Here is a 19,748-nt window from a genome sequence, read left to right on the forward strand (position 1 = left end):
TTCAATCCTGTGGGGAAACATTCGTAGGAGCGAGCGCAGCTCGCGATGCGCCGCGGGCGGCGCTCGATCGCACAGGCGCCAAAGCATCGAGCGCTTCGGGACGTCTATGGCCACACCTCCAATAGCCTTGAGCGGGGCGTTTCCGTCAAGACCATCGCGCAGTAAGGCGAGCCTGCAAGGTCTGGGGATTTGCAGCGCCTAGGCGATCGAGCGCCGCCTGTGCGGCGCATCGCGAGCTACGCTCGCTCCTACGGATTGTTTCTGGCCCATCAATCCTGTGGGGAAACATTCGTAGGAGCGAGCGCAGCTCGCGATGCGCCGCGGGCGGCGCTCGATCGCACAGGCGCCAAAGCATCGAGCGCTTCGAGGACGTCTATGGCCACACCTCCAATAGTCTTGAGCGCGGCGTTTCCGTCAAGACCATCGCGCAGTAAGGCGAGCTGCCAGGTCTGGCTAGTTGCAGCGCCTAGGCGATCGAGCGCCGCCTGTGCGGCGCATCGCGAGCTACGCTCGCTCCTACGGGTTGTTTCAATCCCGCGGGGAAACACTCGTAGGAGCGAGCGCAGCTCGCGATGCGCCGCAGGCGGCGCTCGATCGCACAGCCACCCATTGTCTCAAGACAAACACCTGCCGCCTGACTGGCATCAAGCCGAAGTAGACCCGCGATTGTAGGTTCACGCCCGCCCCGCTTTTGCTTTAGTCTTGCAGCGTGCACCTCGAAACTCGCGGATCAAGGGGAGGTTGGATTGATCGTAGGCGCGCTTCTCATCCTGACTTGGCTGGTGTTGCTCTTGCGCTACCCGGGCAAGGCGTTGCCGATATCCCTGGCGGCAGTGCTCGGGCTTGGGCTGGTGGCGCTGTTCGTCGCCTGGCAGGACACGCGCGAAGCCTCGCAGCTGGCGCGCCTTGACCTGCGCCTGCGTTATGCACCCGAGCAGTGCCCTGCCGATCGCGCGCTGCAGGTGCAAATGAAGAACGGCAATCAGGTTCCGCTGACCGAACTGCGTTGGCGCATTGCAGCCTATGCGCCCGGCGACAGCGTCAACCTCGCCGAGAATACCTACAACGCACCGCGCTATCGCGGCCCCGGCGACCTACAGCCGGGCAGTGAATGGAGCGACTGCCTGCCCCTGCCCCCGCTGCGCTCCGGGTATCGCCCGCAGACGCTGGAATTTCGTGCCGAACACCTGCAAGGTAGCTTCGCCAACTGATCTATCATCGGCTCTCTCTACGCTCACTAACAGGCTCATCCATGCCCACCGTCCTGATCACAGGTTGTTCCAGCGGCATCGGCCGCGCCCTGGCCGACGCCTTTCGTGATGCCGGCTATCAAGTTTGGGCCACCGCCCGCAAGGCAGAGGATGTCGAGCGCCTGGCCGGCGCTGGCTTCACTGCGCGGCAACTGGATGTCAACGACGGCGCAGCCCTGGCCCATCTTGCCGATGAGCTGCAAAGCCTCGACATCCTGATCAACAACGCCGGCTATGGCGCCATGGGGCCGCTGCTCGATGGCGGTGTCGAGGCCATGCGTCAGCAATTCGAAACCAACGTGTTCGCCGTGGTCGGGGTGACCCGCGCCCTGTTCGCACCGCTGCGCCGTGGGCGCGGGCTGGTGGTCAACATCGGCAGCGTCTCCGGCGTGCTGGTCACCCCATTCGCCGGCGCCTATTGCGCCTCCAAGGCGGCGGTACACGCCTTGAGCGATGCGCTGCGCCTGGAGCTCGCGCCCTTCGGCATCCGCGTGATGGAGGTGCAGCCCGGGGCCATTGCCTCGCAGTTCGCCAGCAATGCCCAGCGCCAGGCCGAGCAGGTGCTGGCGGCGGACTCGCCGTGGTGGCCCTTGCGTGAGCAGGTGCAGGCCCGTGCGCGTGCCTCGCAAAACCGACCCACGCCAGCTGCGGTATTTGCCCAGGGCGTACTGCAAGCCGTGGGCAAGACGCCGGTGCCGGCACTGGTGCGATTGGGTAACGGCAGCACCGCGCTGCCGCTGATGGCCCGGCTGCTGCCACGGCGTGTACTGAACTGGGCCTTACGCAAACGCTTCGGCTTGTTGCGACCGCTTTAAGCGCCGTGGCCCTGGCCGCTAGGGTTGTGCGGCGCTTCATCGAAGGCTTGCCAACCACCGCCCAGGGCCTTGTACAGGCCGACCAGCGCCTGGGACACCGCAGCCGAGCTGTCGATCCACTGCTCTTGGCTGGCGAGCAGCGCGCCCTGCACGGTCAGCACATTGAGAAAGTCCACCGCGCCTTCGACATACTGGCGCTGGGCAGTCTCCAGGGCGATGCGGTTCTGCCGCACCGCTTCGGCAAGGTGGTCACGGCGCAATTGGCTGGCGTTGTACAGGCGCAGCACGTCGTCGATCTCGTGCCAGGCGCCAAGCACCACCTTGCGGTAGTTGAGCGCTGCTTCCTGCTGCTGCGCCTCGCGCAGGGCCAAGGTGCCCTTGAGCCTTCCGCCTTCGAAGATCGGCAGCGACAGCTGCGGCCCAAACGCGAAGCGGCGCGAGTCCCAGGCGCCAAAGTCCGCCAGCTGCATGGCCTGGAAGCCGACACTCCCTGACAGTCTAATACTCGGGTAGAAATCGGCCTTGGCCACCCCGATGCTGGCGGTGGCCGCGTGCAGGCGGGCCTCGGCCTGACGGATGTCCGGGCGGCGCGCGGCCAGCTCTGACGGCAGGCCGATGGCGAAACGCTGCTGCGGCGCTGGCAACTCGCCGCCCTGTAACAGTTCGCTCTGCAAGCTGCGCGGCGGCTCGGCGGCCAGCAGGCTGAGCGCGTTGATCAGATCATCGCGCCTGGCCTCCAAGGTCGGCAGGCGAGCTTCGATCGAAGCCACCTGGGCACTGGCCTGCGCCACGTCGAGGCGGGTTGCGACCCCTTCTGCCTGGCGGTCTTGGGAAAGCGTCAAACTGTGTTCGGCAACCTTCAGGTTGTCTTGGGTGACGGCCAGGGTGTGCTGCACCGCGCGCAGCTGGATGTAGTCCCCGGCGGTTTCGGCCAACAATGCCAACAGCACGCCACGCCGGTCATTCTCGGCGACCTGCACCGAGGCATCGGCGGCCTCGACCTGGCGACGGACACGGCCCCACAGGTCGAGCTCCCAACCGGCAACCAGATCACCCTGCCAGAGGTTGAACGCCGATTTGCCGGCCTGTCCGGAAGGATCGTTCAAGCCTTCGGCGCTGTTGCGCGCCCGGCTGTAACCCAAATCGGCGTCAACCGCCGGGGCTTGCTCGGCCGCAACCGAGCTGCGCAGTGCGCGGCTTTGCAACAGGCGCGCGCTCGCCATCTGCAGGTCCAGGTTGTTCTCGGCCACCCGCTGGATCAAGGCGCTCAGCTGCCTGTCATGGAACGTCTCCCACCAGCGCAATTGCAGCGTTTGTGCCAGTGGCTGGCTGCTCGCAGCTTCGCCTTGCAGCGGCGCCCAGCGTTGCGGAGCCTGGCTGTCGGGGCGCTGGAAATCAGGGCCTAGCGTGCAGCCGGCCAGCAGCGCAGCCAGCAGCAAAGGGCTCAAGCGCAGGGCAGGCTTCATCGGGCAGTCACCTGTTTGTTCGACAGCGTAGGGGCTGCGGTATCGATGGTCGCCTCCACCGACATGCCGACACGCAAGCGCTCGAGCAGAGGTTGGCCGGCGTCGAAGACGATCTTCACCGGAATACGCTGCACCACCTTGGTGAAGTTGCCGGTGGCGTTGTCAGGCTTCACCGCGGCGAAGGTTACGCCGGTGGCCGGGGCGATACTCTCGACATGCCCGGTGAGGGTCTCGCCGGCAAAGGTATCGACACTGATGCGCACCGGCTGCCCCGGCTGCACGTGGGTCAGCTGGGTCTCCTGGAAGTTGCCGACCACGTAGGCCTGCTGCAGCGGTACGACCGAAAGCAGACGCGCGCCGGGATTGACATAGGCGCCGACGCGCAGGGCCCGCTCACCGACCATGCCATCGACCGGTGCGGTAATGCGGGTGTAGGAGACATCCAGCTGGGCCTTCTCCAGGCCCGCTTCGGCGCGCTTGAGCTGGCCGTCGGCACTGGCCACCTGGGCAGTGAGGATATCCACCTGCTTGCGCGCCGCTACCTGTGCCGCTTGGGCATTGGCCAGACGTGCACGCGCCTGGTCGACCGCGCTGCGCGCCTGCTGGGCGTTCTGCACGGTGCCTGCGCCCTGCGCCGCCAGGCGGCTGTAGCGATTGACCTCATGATCGGCGAACGCAGCTTCGGCCTGGGCGGCCTTGACCTGCGCTTCGGCCTGGGCGATCAACGCGGCCTGGCGCTCCAGAGTGGCACGGGCATCGGCGCTCTGCGCCTTGGCCACCAGCAATTGCGCCTGGGCGGCATCCAGCGCTGCCTGATAGTCGCGCGCGTCGATGGTCGCCAGCAACTGCCCGGCCTGCACCTGCTGGTTGTCTTCGACCAGCACCTCTTTGATGAAGCCCGCGACCTTCGGCGCCACTACCGTGAAGTCGGCGCTTACATAGGCATCGTTGGTACTTTGCTGCTGGTCACTGCCCAACAGCCAGGGCCCGACGAGGGCGGCCAGCACGGCCACGGCGAGGACCGAGCCGATGACCAGGGTTTTACGGTTTTGCGTCATGTTCAGTGTCTCGAATGCTTGCACAGGTCAGGCCACCGCGCGCGGTGGGTAGACCCGGGTAGGTACGAAGGGAATCAGGCAAATCAAGGCGGCGGCCACGCAGGCCATGACCAGGTACAGGTCCGCTGAGGTCAATACCAAGGCCTGCTCGTGCAGGCGCTTGGCCAGGCCTGCCGTGGTGTCGTCGATCAGCGTGGCGCTGCCCAGGCTGTCGACCAGGTGGTTGGAATGAAAATGCCGGCGCACGGTACCGAGCGCATCGAGCAGCCCTGAGGCAACCACCGCAGCCAGGCCTTTGACGGTGTTGAACCAGGCAGAAGCGAACGGGCCTTCCTGCGGCGTCATGCCGTTGGTCGAGAGCATCAGCAGCGGCAGCACCGCCATCGGCTGACCGAACACCTGCAACAGGTAGAACGGATAGAAATCGCCGCGTATCCACTGGCTGGTCAGCAGGCTGCTGCCCACGCACGACAGCGCGAGCATGCCCAGCCCGCAGGCCAGCACCCAGCGGCAGTCGACCGCGCGGATGTTGCACAGCGCAGCGGTCAGCGGCAAGGCGAGCAATTGCGGCATGGCCACCAACAGCATCAGCGGGCTGGTCTGCGCCGGCCGGTAGCCCTGAATCTGCGCCAGGTATGCCGAGGGGATGCTGCCCACCCCGGACAGCACGATCAGCACCCCGGCCAAGGTCACCAGGGCAAACGCGAGGTTGCGCCGCTGCAGCATGCGCAGCTGGAAGAACGGCAGCGGTTCGGACCACTCGTTGAACAGGAACAGCACCAGGAGCAAGACACCGCCACCAAGCAACCAGCAGATCAAAGGCGAGTCGAACCACCCCCAGCGATCGCCCAGCGACAACCCAAGCACGACGCAGCTGATGGCCGGCAGGCCCAGCACTACGCCGCGCCAATCGAACTGCCTGAAACGCTCCAGACGCAGCGGATCCTGGGGCAGGCCCCAGGCGACGCAGCACATGGCCAAGGCCGAGGGCAGGATGATTTGCCAGAAGGCCCACTGCCAGCCGACGTATTCGGTCCACAGACCTGCCAGCGGGGTGCCGAGGTTGGGGCCGAAGGTGGCCGTCAGGGCATAGCAGGCCAGGCCGTACACCTTGATGCCTGGCGGCAGAAAGCGCAGGGCTACGCTCATCAGCATCGGCGGCAAGGCTCCGGAGGCAAAGCCCTGCAGCACGCGCAGCGTCATCAAGCCATGCAGGTTGGGGGCGAACGGTTGCAGCAGGCCCAGCACGGCAAACAGGCCGATGGCACTGAGGGTGAAGCGACGCAGGGAAAAGGTGGTGGCCAACCACGGGGCGAAGGCCATGGCCGAAACCGACGCGGCGCTATAGGCCGCCAGCAGCCAGGCGCCTTCATCGGCCCCAATGCCCATGGCGCCGCGAATATCGTTCAGGGAGATCTTGGTGACCGACTCGTTGAGCCCCGCGCACAATACCGCGAGCAGCACACCGAACAGCCCCACGACCACCCGCAGACCGAACGCCGCTTGCGCAGGGGCAGCCGCGGCGGGGGCAGCGGCGCTCAGGGCAGATGGCGCGGACAGGGCACTCATTTACAGACATCTCCAGCAACATAATGGTGACTGGAGCCAGTTTAAGAAGGTCGAATGCTGACGAAAACTGACTTATCGGCAGCTTTCAATTGCGCCAGGCGCAATCGACTACCGCTGCGTGTTCCCTGACGAGGTACTGTCAACGTCTTCAGGGATCGACACTGCAGCAGCTCTTCAACGCCTGGCGCAACCAGCGGTGCGCGGGATCGTTGTGAAAACGCGGGTGCCAGGCTTGCAAAACGTTCACCCGCTCCAACGGCAGCGGAATGTCGAACGCGCGCAACGGCAGGCCAAGCTTGCCCACGCTGCTGAGGATATTTGCCGGCATTGGCAGGATCAGGTCCGAGTCCGGCAGCGAAAACAGCGCCGAATGGAAACTCGGGGTGATCAACGCGACCCGCCTTTGCGCCTTGAAGTGGGCCAGCTCGACATCGATCGGTCCATTGGCACGGCCGCGCCGGGACACGCTGATTTGCGGGAAGCTGGCGAAGCGTTCCGGGGTGATCGGCTGGTCGAAGATCGGGTGGTCGCGCCGCGCCAGGCCCACGTAGTAGGTCTGGAACAGGCTCTGCACCTTGATTTCCGGCCCCAGGTCGACGGTGGAGCTGATGATCAGGTCGGTGTGCCCTTCGCGCAGCACGCTGTCATCATCGCCACCTGGGCTTTCCGGGACGAAACGCAAGACCGTGCGCGGCGCCTGCTCGTGCATGCGCCGCAGCAGCTGAGCACCGTACAGGGCAATGAACAGATCGTTGGTGCGGATGTTGAACGCCCGTTCGAGCTTGGGCAGGTCTACCTGGTCGGCACTGCGAAACACCTCCCCGGCCTGCTGGACCAACGCCGCCACCTGCTCACGCAGGGCCAACGCCCGCGGGGTCGGCACCAGGCCGCGGCCAGCGCGCACCAGGATCGGATCACCCAGGGCGTCACGGATCCGCCCCAAGGTTCTGCTCATGGCGGCAGGGCTCAGGTTCATGCGCTGCGCCGCACCGACGACGCTGCCTTCGTCGAGCAGTGCATCAAGGGCGACGAGCAGGTTCATGTCCGGGAGTGGCATGGCCGTTTTCCATAACTGCTGTGGGAGAAACCGATGGTAACAGGTGGCCGATTGCACCAGACGTAATGTGCTCGTGCGTGCCAGGGCATTTATTTGCGGCGACCGCTGAGCCTTAAATGAGCTGTCGCTGCCAGCCCTGCAGCAAGCCGCCATCAAGGACCTGCCCATGCCTCGCCCCGTACTCATTGCCATCGACGCCTCGCCTGCCGCCAGCGCGCTGCTCGCCCTCGCCCGCCGCTATTGCCACCCAGACGAACACCAGCTGCACGTGTTGCTGGCCATCGATGCCACCTTCGCCGTTCACGACCGGCCCAAGACCTACACCGAGCAGGAGCTCGAAGAATACCCTGCCGCCTGCGACGAGCAGCAGTTGGCTGAGCGCGCCGTGTCCGACGCCGTGCACAGCCTGCGCGACGCAGGCTTTCATGCCGAGGGTCGCATGCTCGCCAGCTCACCGGTGGCGGCCATCGTGAGCACGGCGGGCGAGCTCGACTGCGAGCTGATCATCATTGGCCACCGCCACCTGTCGCGACTGGGCCGGCTGCTGGATCCGTCGATCAGCGCCAAGGTGATCGATCGGGTCCAGATACCGGTGCTGGTTGGCGCTGCTGGTTGAGCCGCGCAGCAGCACGGCGCCTTCAAGGCACCTGCGGCTTGACCACCACCGTACAGGTCGTGCCTGCCGCCAGCAAAAAGCCCTCGGGCACTTCGTCGATATGAATGCGCACCGGCACACGCTGGGCCAGCCGCACCCAGTTGAAGGTCGGGTTGACGTCGGCGATCAGCTCGCGGCTCTGCGGGTTGTCGCGGTCGTAGATGCCACGGGCGATGCTCTCAACGTGGCCGCGCAGGCGTTCGCCGCTCATCATCTGCAGTTCGGCCGGATCGCCGACCCTGACGTGGGGCAGCTTGGTCTCCTCGAAAAAGCCATAGACCCAGAACGAACGCTCATCGACCACCGCCATCACCGCCTCGCCGGTACGGGCATAATCGCCCTTGTGCACATTCAGGTTGGTGACGTACCCGTCCACCGTTGCGACGATATGGGTGCGCTTGAGGTTGAGCTCGGCCGCCGCCAGTGCCGCCTGGGCCTGTTGGTAGTCGGCCAGGGCGGCAGTGGCGATGTTGCTGGCGTCGTCGCGGTTTTCCTTGGAGATCACCAGGTTGTCCATGTCGGCGCGGCGCTTGGCGTTGACCTTGCGCATTTCCCAGGTGGCCTTGCGCGAAGCGACCAGGGCCTTGGCCTGATCGACCGCCATCTGGTAATGCTCCGGGTCGATCTGAATCAGCAGGTCGCCCTTCTTCACCCGCTGGTTGTCCTTGACCGGAACATGCACCACATAGCCGGGCACATCGGCAGCGACGTTGATGATGTCGGCGCGCACGCGACCGTCGCGGGTCCACGGCGTGGTCATGTAGTGCAGCCACAGCTGGCGACCGATCACCACGGCGGCGGCCAGCACCAGCAAGGTGGCGAGCAGGCTGAAGAACTTTTTCATCGAAGGTTTCTCACCAGTAGAGCGACAGCGCCAGGGCGCCGAACAGACAGACGAACAGGCTCAGGCGCAGCAGCGCCGGGTGCCAGAAAAAGCGGTAGCCATCATGACTGGCAATGAATCGGTCCAGGCCCCAGGCCAGGCCCAGGGCGAACAGGAACATCAGGGTCATGGCGGGCATGTACACGCCATGAAAGGCGATTTCGCGGGGCATGATTTCACTGAGCATCGGGCAGTTCTCGGGCCGTGGCCAAGGGCGATTGTGGGTCCAGCAGGGAAGACCGAATGAAGTGCAGGTAGCTTTGCGCGCGGCGCAGCACCGAGGTGTCGAAGTGGCGGGCGAACGGCTCGTCGGTGGCCTGCACGCGGGCGATGGCGTGGTCCACGGCGATCAGGGCACGTTCATGGTTGCTAGCACTGGGCTGCAGGAACAAGCGCGCCAGGGCGCGGCCCATCACGCGAATGGCCTGGCGCCAGGGCTGCGACTCGGCGTAGGCCGGGTGCACCGGCGCGTTGGCCTGTTCCTTGCGCAACTCGATGACCGCATGGCCGATCTCCAGCACCGTGAACATCCAGCCCATCAGTTGGTGTTGCACCTGTCGATTACCGGCGGCCAGGCCGTAGGCCTGGTGCAGCAGGTCACGGGTGCGGCTTTCGAAGGCCGAGCCGACGCCGCGCAAGCGCCCGCTGATGGCGAACAGCACCTGCTCGCGCAGCGCTTGCTCCAGCCGGCACCACAGCCAGCGACTGTTGGGCGGCAGGATGATCGCCCCGGCCGCCGCGCAGACGAACATGCCCACGACCATGCCGATGTAGTCGTTGATGAAGCTGTAGGGGTCATACAGGGTCAGGTTGTTCGGCACCGAACCGATGGCGAAGAACACCAGCAGGCCGACCCCGTACCCCGCGTAGGCCGGCCGCGAGGAGAGAAAAGCGCCGAGCACGAACACCGGCGCCAGCACCATGCACAACAGCGCGAAGCCGTCGATCCAGGGGAACACGAAGAAGGTTTCGAAAAAACCGATGAAGGCGCCGACCGCCGTGCCGCAGGCCATCTGGAACGCCATGCGCTTGGGGTTCGGCGAAGCGGCCGAGAGGCCCACGGTGACGGTGGCGATCAAGGTCATCATGGCACCGCTGGGCCAATCGTTGAGCAACCAGAAGCTGCCCAGCAGCAGCAATACCGTGGCGGCGCGAACGCCGGCCGCCGCCGACACCAGCCAGCTGGTCTGCGCGACATAAGGCTCGTCCCACTGCTCACGCTGGTGACGGTGCGCGGCCAGCGAGGCGTGGGTCTGGGCATAGTCGTGCATCTCGTCGATGAAGCGGTAGAGCAGCTCGAACGCGGTATGAAAATCCAGCAGGTCGGCGTCGCTGGGCGCCGTGGCCAGGTAGTGGGCGCGCAACCCGCGTACCTGGGCCTGCAAGCCGTCCTTGTAGGCCGCCAGTTCCAGGGTCAGGCGCAGTGCATCGGCGTCGGTCAGCGCCCGGCCCACATAGGGCTGCAACAGCTCGATCAAGGTCGCCAGACCCGGCTCGATGGCGTCGAGGATTGGCGCAGAGCTGCGCGTGCGCAGGCGCTCGAGCAGGCGATGCAAGGCGTTGAAGCGCGTGGTGATGGCCATGAATTCGCTGTTCATGCGCACCAGGCGGCCAGAGCGTCGACGCATGTGCGGGTCTTCGAACGCGGTGACGTTGCGCAGGCTCTCAAGCCCCACGGCCTCGGCGATGAAACGCACGTTGCTGTTCTCGAAGCGCTCGCGCTCGCTGTCACCGCGCAAGGCATCGACGACCACTCCGGCGAACACCCCGAAGCGTTGATACAGCGCGTTGCGCATGGCGGCGCTGGCCGACTGCGGCAGGATCGCAGCACTGACGAAGGTCGACACCAGGATGCCCAGGGCGATTTCCAGCACGCGCCACACCGCCGCCATGAACGCCTGGTCCGGATGCTGCAGCACCGGCAGCCCGATCATCGCAGCGGTGTAGCCGGCGAGCACGAAGCCGTAGGCGCGAAAGGTGCGGTAGCGCATGGCGCCGGCCGAGCACAGCCCGACCCACAGCGCCAGGCTCGGCAGAAACAGCTCGCTGTTCTGCGCAAAGAGGGCGATCAGCACCACCATCATCGCCGAGCCTGCCAGGGTGCCGAGCACCCGGTAGAAACTCTTGGCGAACACATGACCGCTTTGCGGCTGCATGACGATGAACACGGTGATCATCGCCGTGCGCGGCTGCGGCAGTTCCAGGCGCATGGCCAGCCACAGGGTGATGAACGCCGCTGCCAGAACCTTGAAGATATACACCCAGGTGACGCCGTCGGTACGCGCCCAGGCAAAGAAGCCGCGGCGCCATTCGAGGCGCTGCAACCAGCGCACGGCCAATGGGATTGCGCTCATTCGGCGCGGCCTGGGTGCGGATTGAACGTGGCCAGTGTCGCCGGTGTTTGCGGCGCCGCCTGACGCTCGAGCGGCGGGACGTCCGCGCCCGCCTGCAAGCCGCCGCCGAGGGCGGTGACCAACTCGGCATGGGCACTCAGGCGCGCCGCCTGGACCTGTTGTCGCACCTGGCGCTGGCGCAGCAACAGGGTTTGCGCGTTGAGCACGTTGAGGTAGTCGGTGAGGCCTCGCTGGAAAGCGACCGTGGCAATGTCATAGGTTTTTTGCGCAGCGGCTACCGACTCGTCGGCGAAATGCGCCTGTGCTTGCAGTGACTGGCGGCGGATCAGCTGATCGGAGATGCCCTGCAGCGCTGCGATCACCGTCTGGTTGTAATGGGCCACTGCCACGTCGTAACCGGCTGAGGCGACGCCCAGTTGTGCACGCAGGCGACCGCCATCGAAAATTGGCAGGCTGATGGCAGGGCCGACGCTGTAATTGAATTTGCGCCCGCTGAGAAACGCCAACGGGCCACCGCCGGTGGCCATGAAGCCCAGGCCGCCGACCAGGTCGACATTGGGAAAGAAGCCGGCGTGGGCGACATCGATACCGCGGGCCTGGGCCGCAACCTGCCAACGGCTGGCGACCACATCGGGGCGCTGACCGATCAGCTCTGCCGGCAGGTTCGACGGTAGCGCCAGCGGCGCTGCCAAGGTCAGGCTCGGCCGCTGCAGCTGGGCGCCCTCCCCTGGCCCCCTGCCAGCCAGGGCTGCCAGCTGATTGCGGGTCAGGGCAATGGCCTCATCGAGGCTGTCGAGCTGGCGGTGAGTTTCAGGCAGCGTAGCCTCGGCCTGGCTGACCTCGAAATGCGTGCCGATGCCTGCATCCAGACGGCGTCTGGCCAGGGCCAGGATCTGCTCCTGCTGATGCAACTGCTGTTCGACGATGTCGCGCTGGGCAAAATGCAGGCTCAGCTGGATGTAGGCGCGCACCACGTTGTTGTGCAATTCGAGCTGCGCCTGGCGTGCCTCGGCGACGCTCACGTGCGCTTGGTCCAGGGCCTGCTCGCTGGCATTGCGCTCACGCCCCCAGAGGTCCAGCGCATAGCTCAGGCCAATGCTGGCGTTGTTGTCCCAGGTATTGGCCCCCGACAACGCGCCAGGGCCGTAGAACTGATCCTCCGGCCAGTTGTGGCGCTTGAGGGTGGCCTCACCGTTGCCTTGCACATGCTCGGCGGACTCGACCACCCCGGCCATGGCCTTGGCCTGGCGCACCCGCGCAGCGGCCATGGCCAAGCTGGGGCTACCGGCCACCGCCAGCGCGATCCAGCGCTCGAGCTGGGGATCGTGGTAGGCGCGCCACCACTGTTGCTCGGGCCAATGGGCATCGCTGAGCGCCTGAGCGATCGCGGCGTCAGTGCCCAGGGTGTTGGCTTGCAGGGTTTCGCTGTGCGGGGCGATACCCCAGGTTCCGATACAGCCGCTCAAGGTCAAACTGAAGGCACAGGCACTGAACGCTCGAAGCGCTCTGATGATGCGACGCGGCACAGCGGCGATTTCCCGGGGCAAGAGGTGGAGGCCGAGCAATTCTAGGGGGCTGCTGCACTGGCGATAAGCGGGTATTCCTGCGAATCTTTGTTACCGAAACAGCGATAATCCGGCTTTGGTCGAACGCACTTTTGCGTTGCTTCGTGACACAATTTTGTCCTCTACCTTGAGAGTGACCCATGGACACCCTGCAAAACATGCGTGCTTTCAGTTGCGTCGCGCAACTGGGCAGTTTCACCGCTGCCGCGGTGCAGCTGGACACCACCACCGCGAACGTCTCGCGGGCGGTCTCCAACCTGGAAGCGCATCTGCAAACCCGCCTGCTCAACCGCACCACCCGCCGTATCGCCTTGACCGAGGCGGGCAAACGCTACCTGATGCGGTGCGAGCAGATTCTCACCTATGTCGAAGAAGCCGAAGCCGAGGCCAGCGATGCCCACGCGCGCCCGGCCGGGCAGTTGAAGGTGCACTCGATGACCGGGGTGGGCCAGCATTTCGTGGTGGACGCCATCGCCCGCTACCGTGAATCGCACCCGGACGTGACCTTCGACCTGACCATGGCCAACCGCGTGCCGGACCTGCTCGATGAGGGGTACGACGTGTCGATCGTGCTGGCCACCGAGCTGCCGGATTCGGGCTTCGTTTCGCAGCGCCTGGGCATCACCTACAGCATTGTCTGTGCCTCGCCCGACTATGTGGCGAGGCACGGTTTCGCGCACAAGCCGGTGGACTTGCTCAAGCATGCGTGTCTACGCATGGTGAGCCCGGTGATTCCGTTGGAAAAGTGGCTGTTCGACGGCCCGGAAGGCCAGGAGTTGGTGAACATCAGCAGTTCGCCGTTTCAGGTGAACTCGGCCGATGCCATGAAGACGGCGATCCGCAGCGGCATGGGCCTGGGCGTGCTGCCGATCTATTCGGTGATCGATGGCTTGCGCGACGGCAGCCTGGTCAGAGTACTGCCTGAGTACCGGCTGCAGGAGTTGAACCTGTACGCGATCTACCCTTCGCGCCAGTACCTGGATGCCAAGATCAAGACCTGGGTGGAGTACCTGCGCAACTCCCTGCCGGAAATCCTCGCCGCCCACGAAGCCGACCTGAAAACCCACGAACTCCTCGGGCACTGAACAGCGCATCGCGAGCTGTGCTCGCTCCTACGTGTGCTTCGGTTCGATATCGCGTAGGAGCGAGCGCAGCTCGCGATACTGGGCAGCGGTAGCGCCTATGAGATCGCGCGCCGCCGACGCGGCGTATCGCGAGCTGTGCTCGCTCCTACGTGTGCTTCGGCTCGATATCGCGTAGGAGCGAGCGCAGCTCGCGATACTGAGCAGCGGCAGCGCCTATGAGATCGCGCGCCGCCGACGCGGCGTATCGCGAGCTGTGCTCGCTCCTACGTGTGTTCGGCTCGATATCGCGTAGGAGCGAGCGCAGCTCGCGATGCGCCGCGCGGGCGGCGTTCGATCGCACCGGCAACGAAGCTCTCAAGGCAAGCAACTGGCCTCAACGCCCGCCGGCTTTTTCTTACCGCTAGAAACTTGTAGCTTGTAGCTTTGAAAAGGAGTTGGTTGATGAAGAAGACCGTTCTGGCGTTCAGCCGTATCAGCCCCGCCATGGCTGAGCGTTTGCAGCAAGATTTTCATGTGATCGTGCCCAACGCCAAGCAGGGCGACATTGGCGCGCAGTTCAACGAAGCGCTGCCTGAGGCGCATGGTCTGATTGGCGCCGGACGCAAGCTGGGCCGGGCGCAGCTGGAAGGGGCCGGCAAGCTTGAAGTGGTGTCCAGCGTATCCGTGGGCTACGACAACTACGACCTCGATTACTTCAACGAACGCGGCATCGCCCTGACCAACACCCCCGACGTACTGACCGAAAGCACCGCCGACCTTGGCTTCTCGTTGATCATGGGCTGCGCCCGGCGCACCGCCGAGCTCGACGCCTGGACCAAGGCCGGTAACTGGCAGGCAACCGTCGCGCCTTCGCACTTCGGCAGCGACGTGCATGGCAAGACCCTGGGCATCGTCGGCCTGGGCAACATCGGCGCCGCCGTGGCGCGCCGTGGGCGCTTCGGCTTCAACATGGCGATCCTGTACAGCGGCAACAGCCGCAAGGCCGCACTGGAACAGGAACTTGGCGCGCAGTACCGCAGCCTCGAGCAGTTGCTGGCCGAATCCGACTTCGTTTGCCTGGTGGTGCCGCTGTCCGATGCCACGCGCAAGCTGATCGGCGCCCGTGAACTGAAGCTGATGAAACCCAGTGCGTTTCTGATCAACATCTCCCGCGGCCCGGTGGTGGACGAGGCGGCGCTGATCGAGGCGCTGCAGGCTGGCACCCTTCGCGGCGCAGGGCTCGACGTGTACGAGAAAGAGCCGCTGAGCGCATCCGCGCTGTTCCAGCTGCCCAACGCCCTGACCTTGCCGCACATCGGATCGGCGACTGCTGAAACCCGCGAAGCCATGGCCGACCGGGCGATGACCAACTTGCGCGCAGCCCTGCTCGGCGAGCGGCCACAGGACCTGGTCAACCCGCAGGTGTGGAAAGGCTGAGCAGCGTCAGTCGCACGCGGTTGGCACGCTTCGCCTGTCAGCGAGCCTGCCGCCGCCTGCCGATGACCCTGCGCACCACATAGCGAGGTCGGTGCTTGGTTTCCTGGTAAATGCGCCCGATGTACTCGCCCAGGATGCCGATACCGATCAACTGCACCCCACCGAGAAACAGCACCGCAGTCATCAATGACGGATACCCAGGCACGTCGCTGCCGTACAGCACCTTGTCGACCAGCATGTAGACGGCGAAGGCGAAAGCGAACAACGACACACAGCCGCCGACATAGCTCCACAGGCGCAGCGGTACGGTGCTGAACGAGGTGATGCCGTCCAGCGCCAGGTTCCACAGACGCCAGAAACTGAACTTGCTGTGTCCGGCGGTACGATCGGGGCGGTCATATTCGACGATCGCCGTGCGAAAGCCGACCCACGACAACACCCCTTTCATGAACAGTTGCTGCTCGGGCAACTGGCGGATGGCGGCCACCACCTTACGGTCCAGCAGGCGGAAATCGCCGACGTTTTCCTCGATCCGGGTCGAGGCGATGCGGTTGTGCAAGCGGTAATAGAAGCGCGCGCTCCAACGCTTGAACGGCGTATCGGCAGCGCGGGTCCGGCGTTTGGCCAGGACCACGTCGGCGCCCTGCTGCCACAGCTCGATCATCTGCGCGATCAAGCCGATGGGGTCTTGCAAGTCGACGTCGATCGGCACCACGGCATCGCCATCGGCGTGTTCCAGGCCTGCGAACAATGCTGACTCCTTGCCGAAGTTGCGTGAGAAATCGACCACCGTGACCCATTCGTCCACCGCCGCCAATTCGGCGCAGATTTCTTCGCTGGCATCCGTGCTGCCGTCATTGACGAACAGGATCTCCACATTGATGCCGCGCAAGCTCGGCTCGTTGCGCACCGCGTCGTAGAAGGGCCGCAGGGTATCCTGCTCGTTGTAGATCGGCACGACCAAGGTGATGTTCATGGCGTCTCCAGGATGAAACCAAGCGGCGCGCTCACCATCGGTAAGCCTCCGGCGCCTTCGGCGCTTTCATGAGCACGTAGACCGTGCCACCGACCTTGTGGATGGCGTAATACATGTCGTCTACCAAAGGCGCAGGGCTTTGCGCCAAGACCTGTTCGCGATCCAGCGCAGGGTGCGAGCCGAAGTTGCTGACGCCGAAGCGAGGCATCATTTCCGGAAGCAGCAGAAAGTTGACGTTAAGCACATACCGCAGCGCAGGCATGGCCTCGAACGAGCCATGAGCCCCGGCGAGCCATTGGCCGCTGCTGCCGCTATCGAGCATGAACAGCCGTTGTGCATCGTACAGCGCGGGTTGACTCTGAATGCGCTGGGCCAGCGCCATGCCTACCGTCTGCTGCAGGGTCTTTTGCACCACCAGCACGCGACCATAGGCGTATGAAAACGACAGCATGAACAGCAGCGGCACGGCCAACAGCCAAGCCAGACGAGCTTGCAGACTCGTCAGCAGCCGATGGGCAAGCAGCATCAACGTCACCATCAACACGCCAAAGCCCTGCAGCGAGCGAGCACCGTCGTCGAAACTGGCGAACAGCAGCATCATGCCGTGAACCAGCAGCACGATGGGTGCGAGCGGCAGCAGCAAGAAGGCGGCGAGCAGCGCACGCTCAACCATCGAGCGGCGTTGCTTCGATACTTCGCGCACTGCCGCCATGAGGGCAATCAACGCCAGCAGCAGCAGGCCGATGAACAGCCATGCAGGACCGGGTGTAAGCAATGACAGCACATGATCGGCGATGATGCTCAATCGCTGGCGCATTGCCGGCAACCAAGCGCCATCCACTGGCAACAGCGCCGTGCGCGGCACATCGATCAACTGAAACGCCGTCAGGTAGTACAGCCCGCAGCCACCCAGCAGCTGACCAAGCCGGCCAAGCGCATGCCGGCAGACCTGGCGCAGGCTTGCCTGCCCAAGCACCTGGCGCATCACCTCGACACAGCACAGACCGGCGAACACATTGACACTCACCTGATAGAAGCTGGCCGCGACGGCTACCAGCAAAGCGCCGGCAAGGCATTTCCAGACAGGCTCGAGCGTGAGCGTGATGGCCCAGATGCACGCCGCCAATGCCAACGCCATGCCCGCACCGTCATATTGGTAGGACAGCCCCTGGAGGAAGAAGGGGTTGAACCAGAGGGGCAATACCACCAGCACGCTGGAGGCGGTCGGCACCGAATGGTAATGCCTGGCCAAGCTGGCCAAGGCCATTGCGCAGACGCCGGCACCCAGCAGCAGTGGCAATGGAAAGAGGTTGGGCGCTGCACCGGAAACACTCAGCAATTGGTACAGCCATGCGAGCAGAAAACGCCCGTGCCCAGTCCAGGATTCGCGGCCACCATCTCCCAGCCCGGCGCTCTGAGAGCGCCAGATGTCATCGATATAGGGATAGTCGGCGATGATCAGCGGCAAGACATGCAGCGCCACTGCCAACGCGCAGAGCCCTCTGACCTGCACGGGTGACAACGGCGTGCTCAATGACGGTACTGTCCCCATTTACCCATCCGATCAACAGAGGTTCAGGGCTCAGTCTAGACAGCCTGCCGCTGGCCGCTCCTGTCATTTTTCACAGTTGTCGTGGCTGCGGCGCGCATGCTAATGGCACTTCGGGCCGAGCCCGGGGCTTGCGAAACACCAGTACATTCCCTGCCATCACCGCCACCAGCCCAAGCAGCGCCGGGGCCGTCCATTGGTAGCCCTCGGCGTAGGCCGAGACGTTCAGCGCCACCAACGGAAACAGTACCGTGCAATAGGCAGCACGTTCCGGCCCCATGCGGCCGACCAACGTCAGGTACGCGGTGAAGCCGATCACCGACCCCGGAATGACCAGGTAGAGCAGCGAACCGATGTAGCGGCCGTTCCATTCCAGGGTGAACGGGATGCCGCTGAGCAGGCAGTACAGCGCCAACATCGCAGCGCCGTAGGCCATGCCCCAGGCGTTGGTGGTCATGGGCTTGAGCCCGGCTTTCTGCTGCATGCTCGACAGCATGTTGCCCGCCGAAAAGCACAGCGTACCCAGCAACGCCAGGCCCAGCCCGTACAGGGTTTCAGGGCTGGCGCTGTGGTGCGCGAGCTCCGGCCAGAACAGCAGCCCCAGGCCGATCAGACCCAATGCGCCGCCGCCCAGCACATTGCCGGCGATCTTCTGGCCAAAGAACACCCGCGCATTCAGGGCATTCCACAAGGTGGCCGTGGAGAACACCACGGCGATCAGGCCACTGGCGATCCACTGGCTGGCGGAGAGAAAGCACATGAAATTGATGCAGAACAGGCACGCGCCCTGCGCCAGGCAGATCAGATGCCCGCGCCTGCCCATCGGCTGCAGGCGACGGCTGAGCAGGAGGATGGCGAACAGGATCAGGCCCGCCAGCGCAAAGCGATAGACGATCGATACCGGGATGGCGACCACCCCCAGTTGCAATTTCAGGGCGATCCAGGTGGTGCCCCAGATCAACACGGTGAGCAGATACAAAGACAGGTTCATGGCGATTCCTTGAGCCTTTACTGAAGGGCCCCCCAAGCATGCGCGGCCAAGCCACAAGCCAGCGGGGGCTTTCAGTGTTCTGCCAACGCCACTGACGCGGCTTGCACAAACTTGCGCATTTGCCGGCAGACAGGCTGCCAGCGACGCGCAGGCGCAGTAGGATGAGCGGCAGAGGAAACGCCCATGACGCCATTTACCCAGTTGCAAGTGTTCAATGCCATGCACGCATCGCCCAACGCCCGCCTGGAGCTCAGCGCGCAACTGGGCGATGGCATGGCCGCCGCGCGGTGGAGCAACCGCGACGACGCCCGCGATTACCTGGCGCCAAGCCACCACACCTTGTCGTGCTACATCGCCGATGGCACCGGCACCTTTCGCCGTCAGCGCCCGGCCGATAAAGGCGCGCCGAACAAGCTATGCATCATGCCTGCCGGGCTTGAGTCGAACTGGATCGTCAATGGCGCGATTCGCCTGGCCCACCTGTACATCAGCGAAACCCAGTTCGCCCTGGGCTGCGTGCGTCTGCTCGACCGCGAGCCGCGCGAGCTGCAATTGCGCGAAGCGACGTTTCTCGATGACCCGCAGCAATCGGTGCGTTTCCGCCAGCTGGTGGGCCTGAACTGGGCCGAGCCCGCCGAGCGTCTGCTGGCCAGCAGCCTGGCCCACGAGATCGTCGATCATGCGCTGCTAAGCCAGGTCGGCCAGCGTCACGGCCTGCGCCTCAAGGGCGGACTGGCGCCCAGTGCGCGCCGGCAGCTGGCCGAGTACCTCGAGGCGCACCTGGATCAACCGATCACCCTGGGCGAACTGGCGCTGCGCTGCAATCTGTCGGAGTACCATTTCGCCCGCATGTTCCGCACCAGCTTCGGGGTGCCGCCGCACCAGTACCTGCTGGCGCGCCGGTTGCACCGGGCCTGCCAATTGCTGCGCCTGGGCGCCCTGCCGCTGGGCGAGGTAGCGCTGATGTGCGGCTTCGCCAGTGCCAGCCATTTCAGCAACCGTTTCCGCCAGGCGCTGGGGGCGACGCCTGGGCAGTATCGTGCGGCGGTCAGCGGCTAA

General features: G+C 64.9%; 17 protein-coding genes. 6 read left to right on the plus strand and 11 right to left on the minus strand.

What is annotated here, in order from left to right; translation table 11 throughout:
- Positions 1-746: 746 nt before the first annotated feature.
- Together FS665_RS12595 and FS665_RS12600 are read left to right on the plus strand one after the other, a co-directional pair.
- Positions 747-1,211, plus strand: coding sequence for a multidrug transporter (locus FS665_RS12595; RefSeq protein WP_145188503.1), 465 nt, complete (start codon positions 747-749; stop codon positions 1,209-1,211).
- Positions 1,212-1,252: 41 nt separating this feature from the next.
- On the plus strand, positions 1,253-2,065 hold the full coding sequence (locus FS665_RS12600; protein WP_145188506.1) for an SDR family oxidoreductase: 813 nt from the start codon (positions 1,253-1,255) through the stop codon (positions 2,063-2,065).
- Here the strand turns inward: FS665_RS12600 and FS665_RS12605 are convergent.
- The 4 genes from FS665_RS12605 to FS665_RS12620 all read right to left on the minus strand — a co-directional run bounded on the left by FS665_RS12605 (position 2,062) and on the right by FS665_RS12620 (position 7,215).
- Complete coding sequence (locus FS665_RS12605) at positions 2,062-3,531, minus strand: efflux transporter outer membrane subunit (protein WP_145188507.1); 1,470 nt, start codon at positions 3,529-3,531, stop codon at positions 2,062-2,064. The genes FS665_RS12600 and FS665_RS12605 overlap by 4 nt on opposite strands.
- Positions 3,528-4,589: an HlyD family secretion protein gene (locus tag FS665_RS12610; protein WP_145188508.1), complete on the minus strand. Its 1,062-nt coding sequence runs from the start codon at positions 4,587-4,589 to the stop codon at positions 3,528-3,530. Before FS665_RS12610 ends, FS665_RS12605 begins: the two co-directional genes overlap by 4 nt.
- 27 nt (positions 4,590-4,616) lie before the next feature.
- Positions 4,617-6,158, minus strand: a complete 1,542-nt coding sequence (locus tag FS665_RS12615; protein WP_145188509.1) for an MFS transporter — start codon at positions 6,156-6,158, stop codon at positions 4,617-4,619.
- Between the two features lie 148 nt (positions 6,159-6,306).
- Positions 6,307-7,215, minus strand: a complete 909-nt coding sequence (locus FS665_RS12620; RefSeq protein ID WP_145188510.1) for a LysR family transcriptional regulator — start codon at positions 7,213-7,215, stop codon at positions 6,307-6,309.
- A gap of 166 nt (positions 7,216-7,381) precedes the next feature.
- On the opposite strand from FS665_RS12620, the gene FS665_RS12625 reads away from it, so the two are divergent.
- On the plus strand, positions 7,382-7,831 hold the full coding sequence (locus FS665_RS12625; protein ID WP_145188511.1) for a universal stress protein: 450 nt from the start codon (positions 7,382-7,384) through the stop codon (positions 7,829-7,831).
- Positions 7,832-7,853: 22 nt separating this feature from the next.
- Here the strand turns inward: FS665_RS12625 and FS665_RS12630 are convergent, their stop codons facing one another.
- From FS665_RS12630 to FS665_RS12645, 4 genes are read right to left on the minus strand one after another with little or no spacing between them, the layout of a single operon-like run.
- Complete coding sequence (locus FS665_RS12630; RefSeq protein WP_145188512.1) at positions 7,854-8,714, minus strand: HlyD family secretion protein; 861 nt, start codon at positions 8,712-8,714, stop codon at positions 7,854-7,856.
- A 10-nt stretch (positions 8,715-8,724) separates the two neighbouring features.
- Complete coding sequence (locus tag FS665_RS12635; protein WP_145188732.1) at positions 8,725-8,925, minus strand: DUF1656 domain-containing protein; 201 nt, start codon at positions 8,923-8,925, stop codon at positions 8,725-8,727.
- A gap of 4 nt (positions 8,926-8,929) precedes the next feature.
- On the minus strand, positions 8,930-11,107 hold the full coding sequence (locus FS665_RS12640; protein WP_145188513.1) for an FUSC family protein: 2,178 nt from the start codon (positions 11,105-11,107) through the stop codon (positions 8,930-8,932).
- The gene (locus tag FS665_RS12645; RefSeq protein ID WP_145188515.1) at positions 11,104-12,633 is read right to left on the minus strand and encodes an efflux transporter outer membrane subunit; all 1,530 of its coding nucleotides are present in this window, start codon (positions 12,631-12,633) and stop codon (positions 11,104-11,106) included. The genes FS665_RS12640 and FS665_RS12645 overlap by 4 nt, the downstream gene beginning before the upstream one ends.
- A 179-nt stretch (positions 12,634-12,812) precedes the next feature.
- Here FS665_RS12645 and FS665_RS12650 point away from each other — a divergent pair, with 179 nt between their 5' ends.
- Positions 12,813-13,757, plus strand: a complete 945-nt coding sequence (locus FS665_RS12650; RefSeq protein ID WP_145188517.1) for a LysR family transcriptional regulator — start codon at positions 12,813-12,815, stop codon at positions 13,755-13,757.
- Between the two features lie 441 nt (positions 13,758-14,198).
- Entirely contained in the window at positions 14,199-15,173 is a 975-nt protein-coding gene (locus FS665_RS12655; protein WP_145188519.1) for a D-glycerate dehydrogenase, read from the plus strand.
- Positions 15,174-15,210: 37 nt separating this feature from the next.
- On the opposite strand, the gene FS665_RS12660 is transcribed toward FS665_RS12655, so the two are convergent.
- The 3 genes from FS665_RS12660 to FS665_RS12670 form a co-directional block, all read right to left on the minus strand.
- Positions 15,211-16,149: a glycosyltransferase family 2 protein gene (locus FS665_RS12660; protein ID WP_145188521.1), complete on the minus strand. Its 939-nt coding sequence runs from the start codon at positions 16,147-16,149 to the stop codon at positions 15,211-15,213.
- 31 nt (positions 16,150-16,180) lie between these two features.
- Entirely contained in the window at positions 16,181-17,701 is a 1,521-nt protein-coding gene (locus FS665_RS12665) for a glucosyltransferase domain-containing protein (RefSeq protein ID WP_145188523.1), read from the minus strand.
- A gap of 70 nt (positions 17,702-17,771) precedes the next feature.
- Complete coding sequence (locus FS665_RS12670) at positions 17,772-18,689, minus strand: DMT family transporter (protein WP_145188525.1); 918 nt, start codon at positions 18,687-18,689, stop codon at positions 17,772-17,774.
- Positions 18,690-18,872: 183 nt separating this feature from the next.
- On the opposite strand from FS665_RS12670, the gene FS665_RS12675 reads away from it, so the two are divergent.
- Complete coding sequence (locus tag FS665_RS12675) at positions 18,873-19,748, plus strand: AraC family transcriptional regulator (protein ID WP_145188527.1); 876 nt, start codon at positions 18,873-18,875, stop codon at positions 19,746-19,748.

Source organism: Pseudomonas sp. URMO17WK12:I11 (genome assembly GCF_007677725.1).
Classification (GTDB): domain Bacteria; phylum Pseudomonadota; class Gammaproteobacteria; order Pseudomonadales; family Pseudomonadaceae; genus Aquipseudomonas.

Coding starts and splice junctions, on each gene's coding strand:
- FS665_RS12650 (WP_145188517.1), top strand. CDS start 12,813: ATGGACACCCTGCAAAACATGCGTGCTTTCAGTTGCGTCGCGCAACTG.
- FS665_RS12620 (WP_145188510.1), bottom strand. CDS start 7,215: ATGCCACTCCCGGACATGAACCTGCTCGTCGCCCTTGATGCACTGCTC.
- FS665_RS12600 (WP_145188506.1), top strand. CDS start 1,253: ATGCCCACCGTCCTGATCACAGGTTGTTCCAGCGGCATCGGCCGCGCC.
- FS665_RS12640 (WP_145188513.1), bottom strand. CDS start 11,107: ATGAGCGCAATCCCATTGGCCGTGCGCTGGTTGCAGCGCCTCGAATGG.
- FS665_RS12615 (WP_145188509.1), bottom strand. CDS start 6,158: ATGAGTGCCCTGTCCGCGCCATCTGCCCTGAGCGCCGCTGCCCCCGCC.
- FS665_RS12605 (WP_145188507.1), bottom strand. CDS start 3,531: ATGAAGCCTGCCCTGCGCTTGAGCCCTTTGCTGCTGGCTGCGCTGCTG.
- FS665_RS12665 (WP_145188523.1), bottom strand. CDS start 17,701: ATGGGGACAGTACCGTCATTGAGCACGCCGTTGTCACCCGTGCAGGTC.
- FS665_RS12625 (WP_145188511.1), top strand. CDS start 7,382: ATGCCTCGCCCCGTACTCATTGCCATCGACGCCTCGCCTGCCGCCAGC.
- FS665_RS12670 (WP_145188525.1), bottom strand. CDS start 18,689: ATGAACCTGTCTTTGTATCTGCTCACCGTGTTGATCTGGGGCACCACC.
- FS665_RS12660 (WP_145188521.1), bottom strand. CDS start 16,149: ATGAACATCACCTTGGTCGTGCCGATCTACAACGAGCAGGATACCCTG.
- FS665_RS12655 (WP_145188519.1), top strand. CDS start 14,199: ATGAAGAAGACCGTTCTGGCGTTCAGCCGTATCAGCCCCGCCATGGCT.
- FS665_RS12610 (WP_145188508.1), bottom strand. CDS start 4,589: ATGACGCAAAACCGTAAAACCCTGGTCATCGGCTCGGTCCTCGCCGTG.
- FS665_RS12675 (WP_145188527.1), top strand. CDS start 18,873: ATGACGCCATTTACCCAGTTGCAAGTGTTCAATGCCATGCACGCATCG.
- FS665_RS12635 (WP_145188732.1), bottom strand. CDS start 8,925: ATGCCCCGCGAAATCGCCTTTCATGGCGTGTACATGCCCGCCATGACC.
- FS665_RS12630 (WP_145188512.1), bottom strand. CDS start 8,714: ATGAAAAAGTTCTTCAGCCTGCTCGCCACCTTGCTGGTGCTGGCCGCC.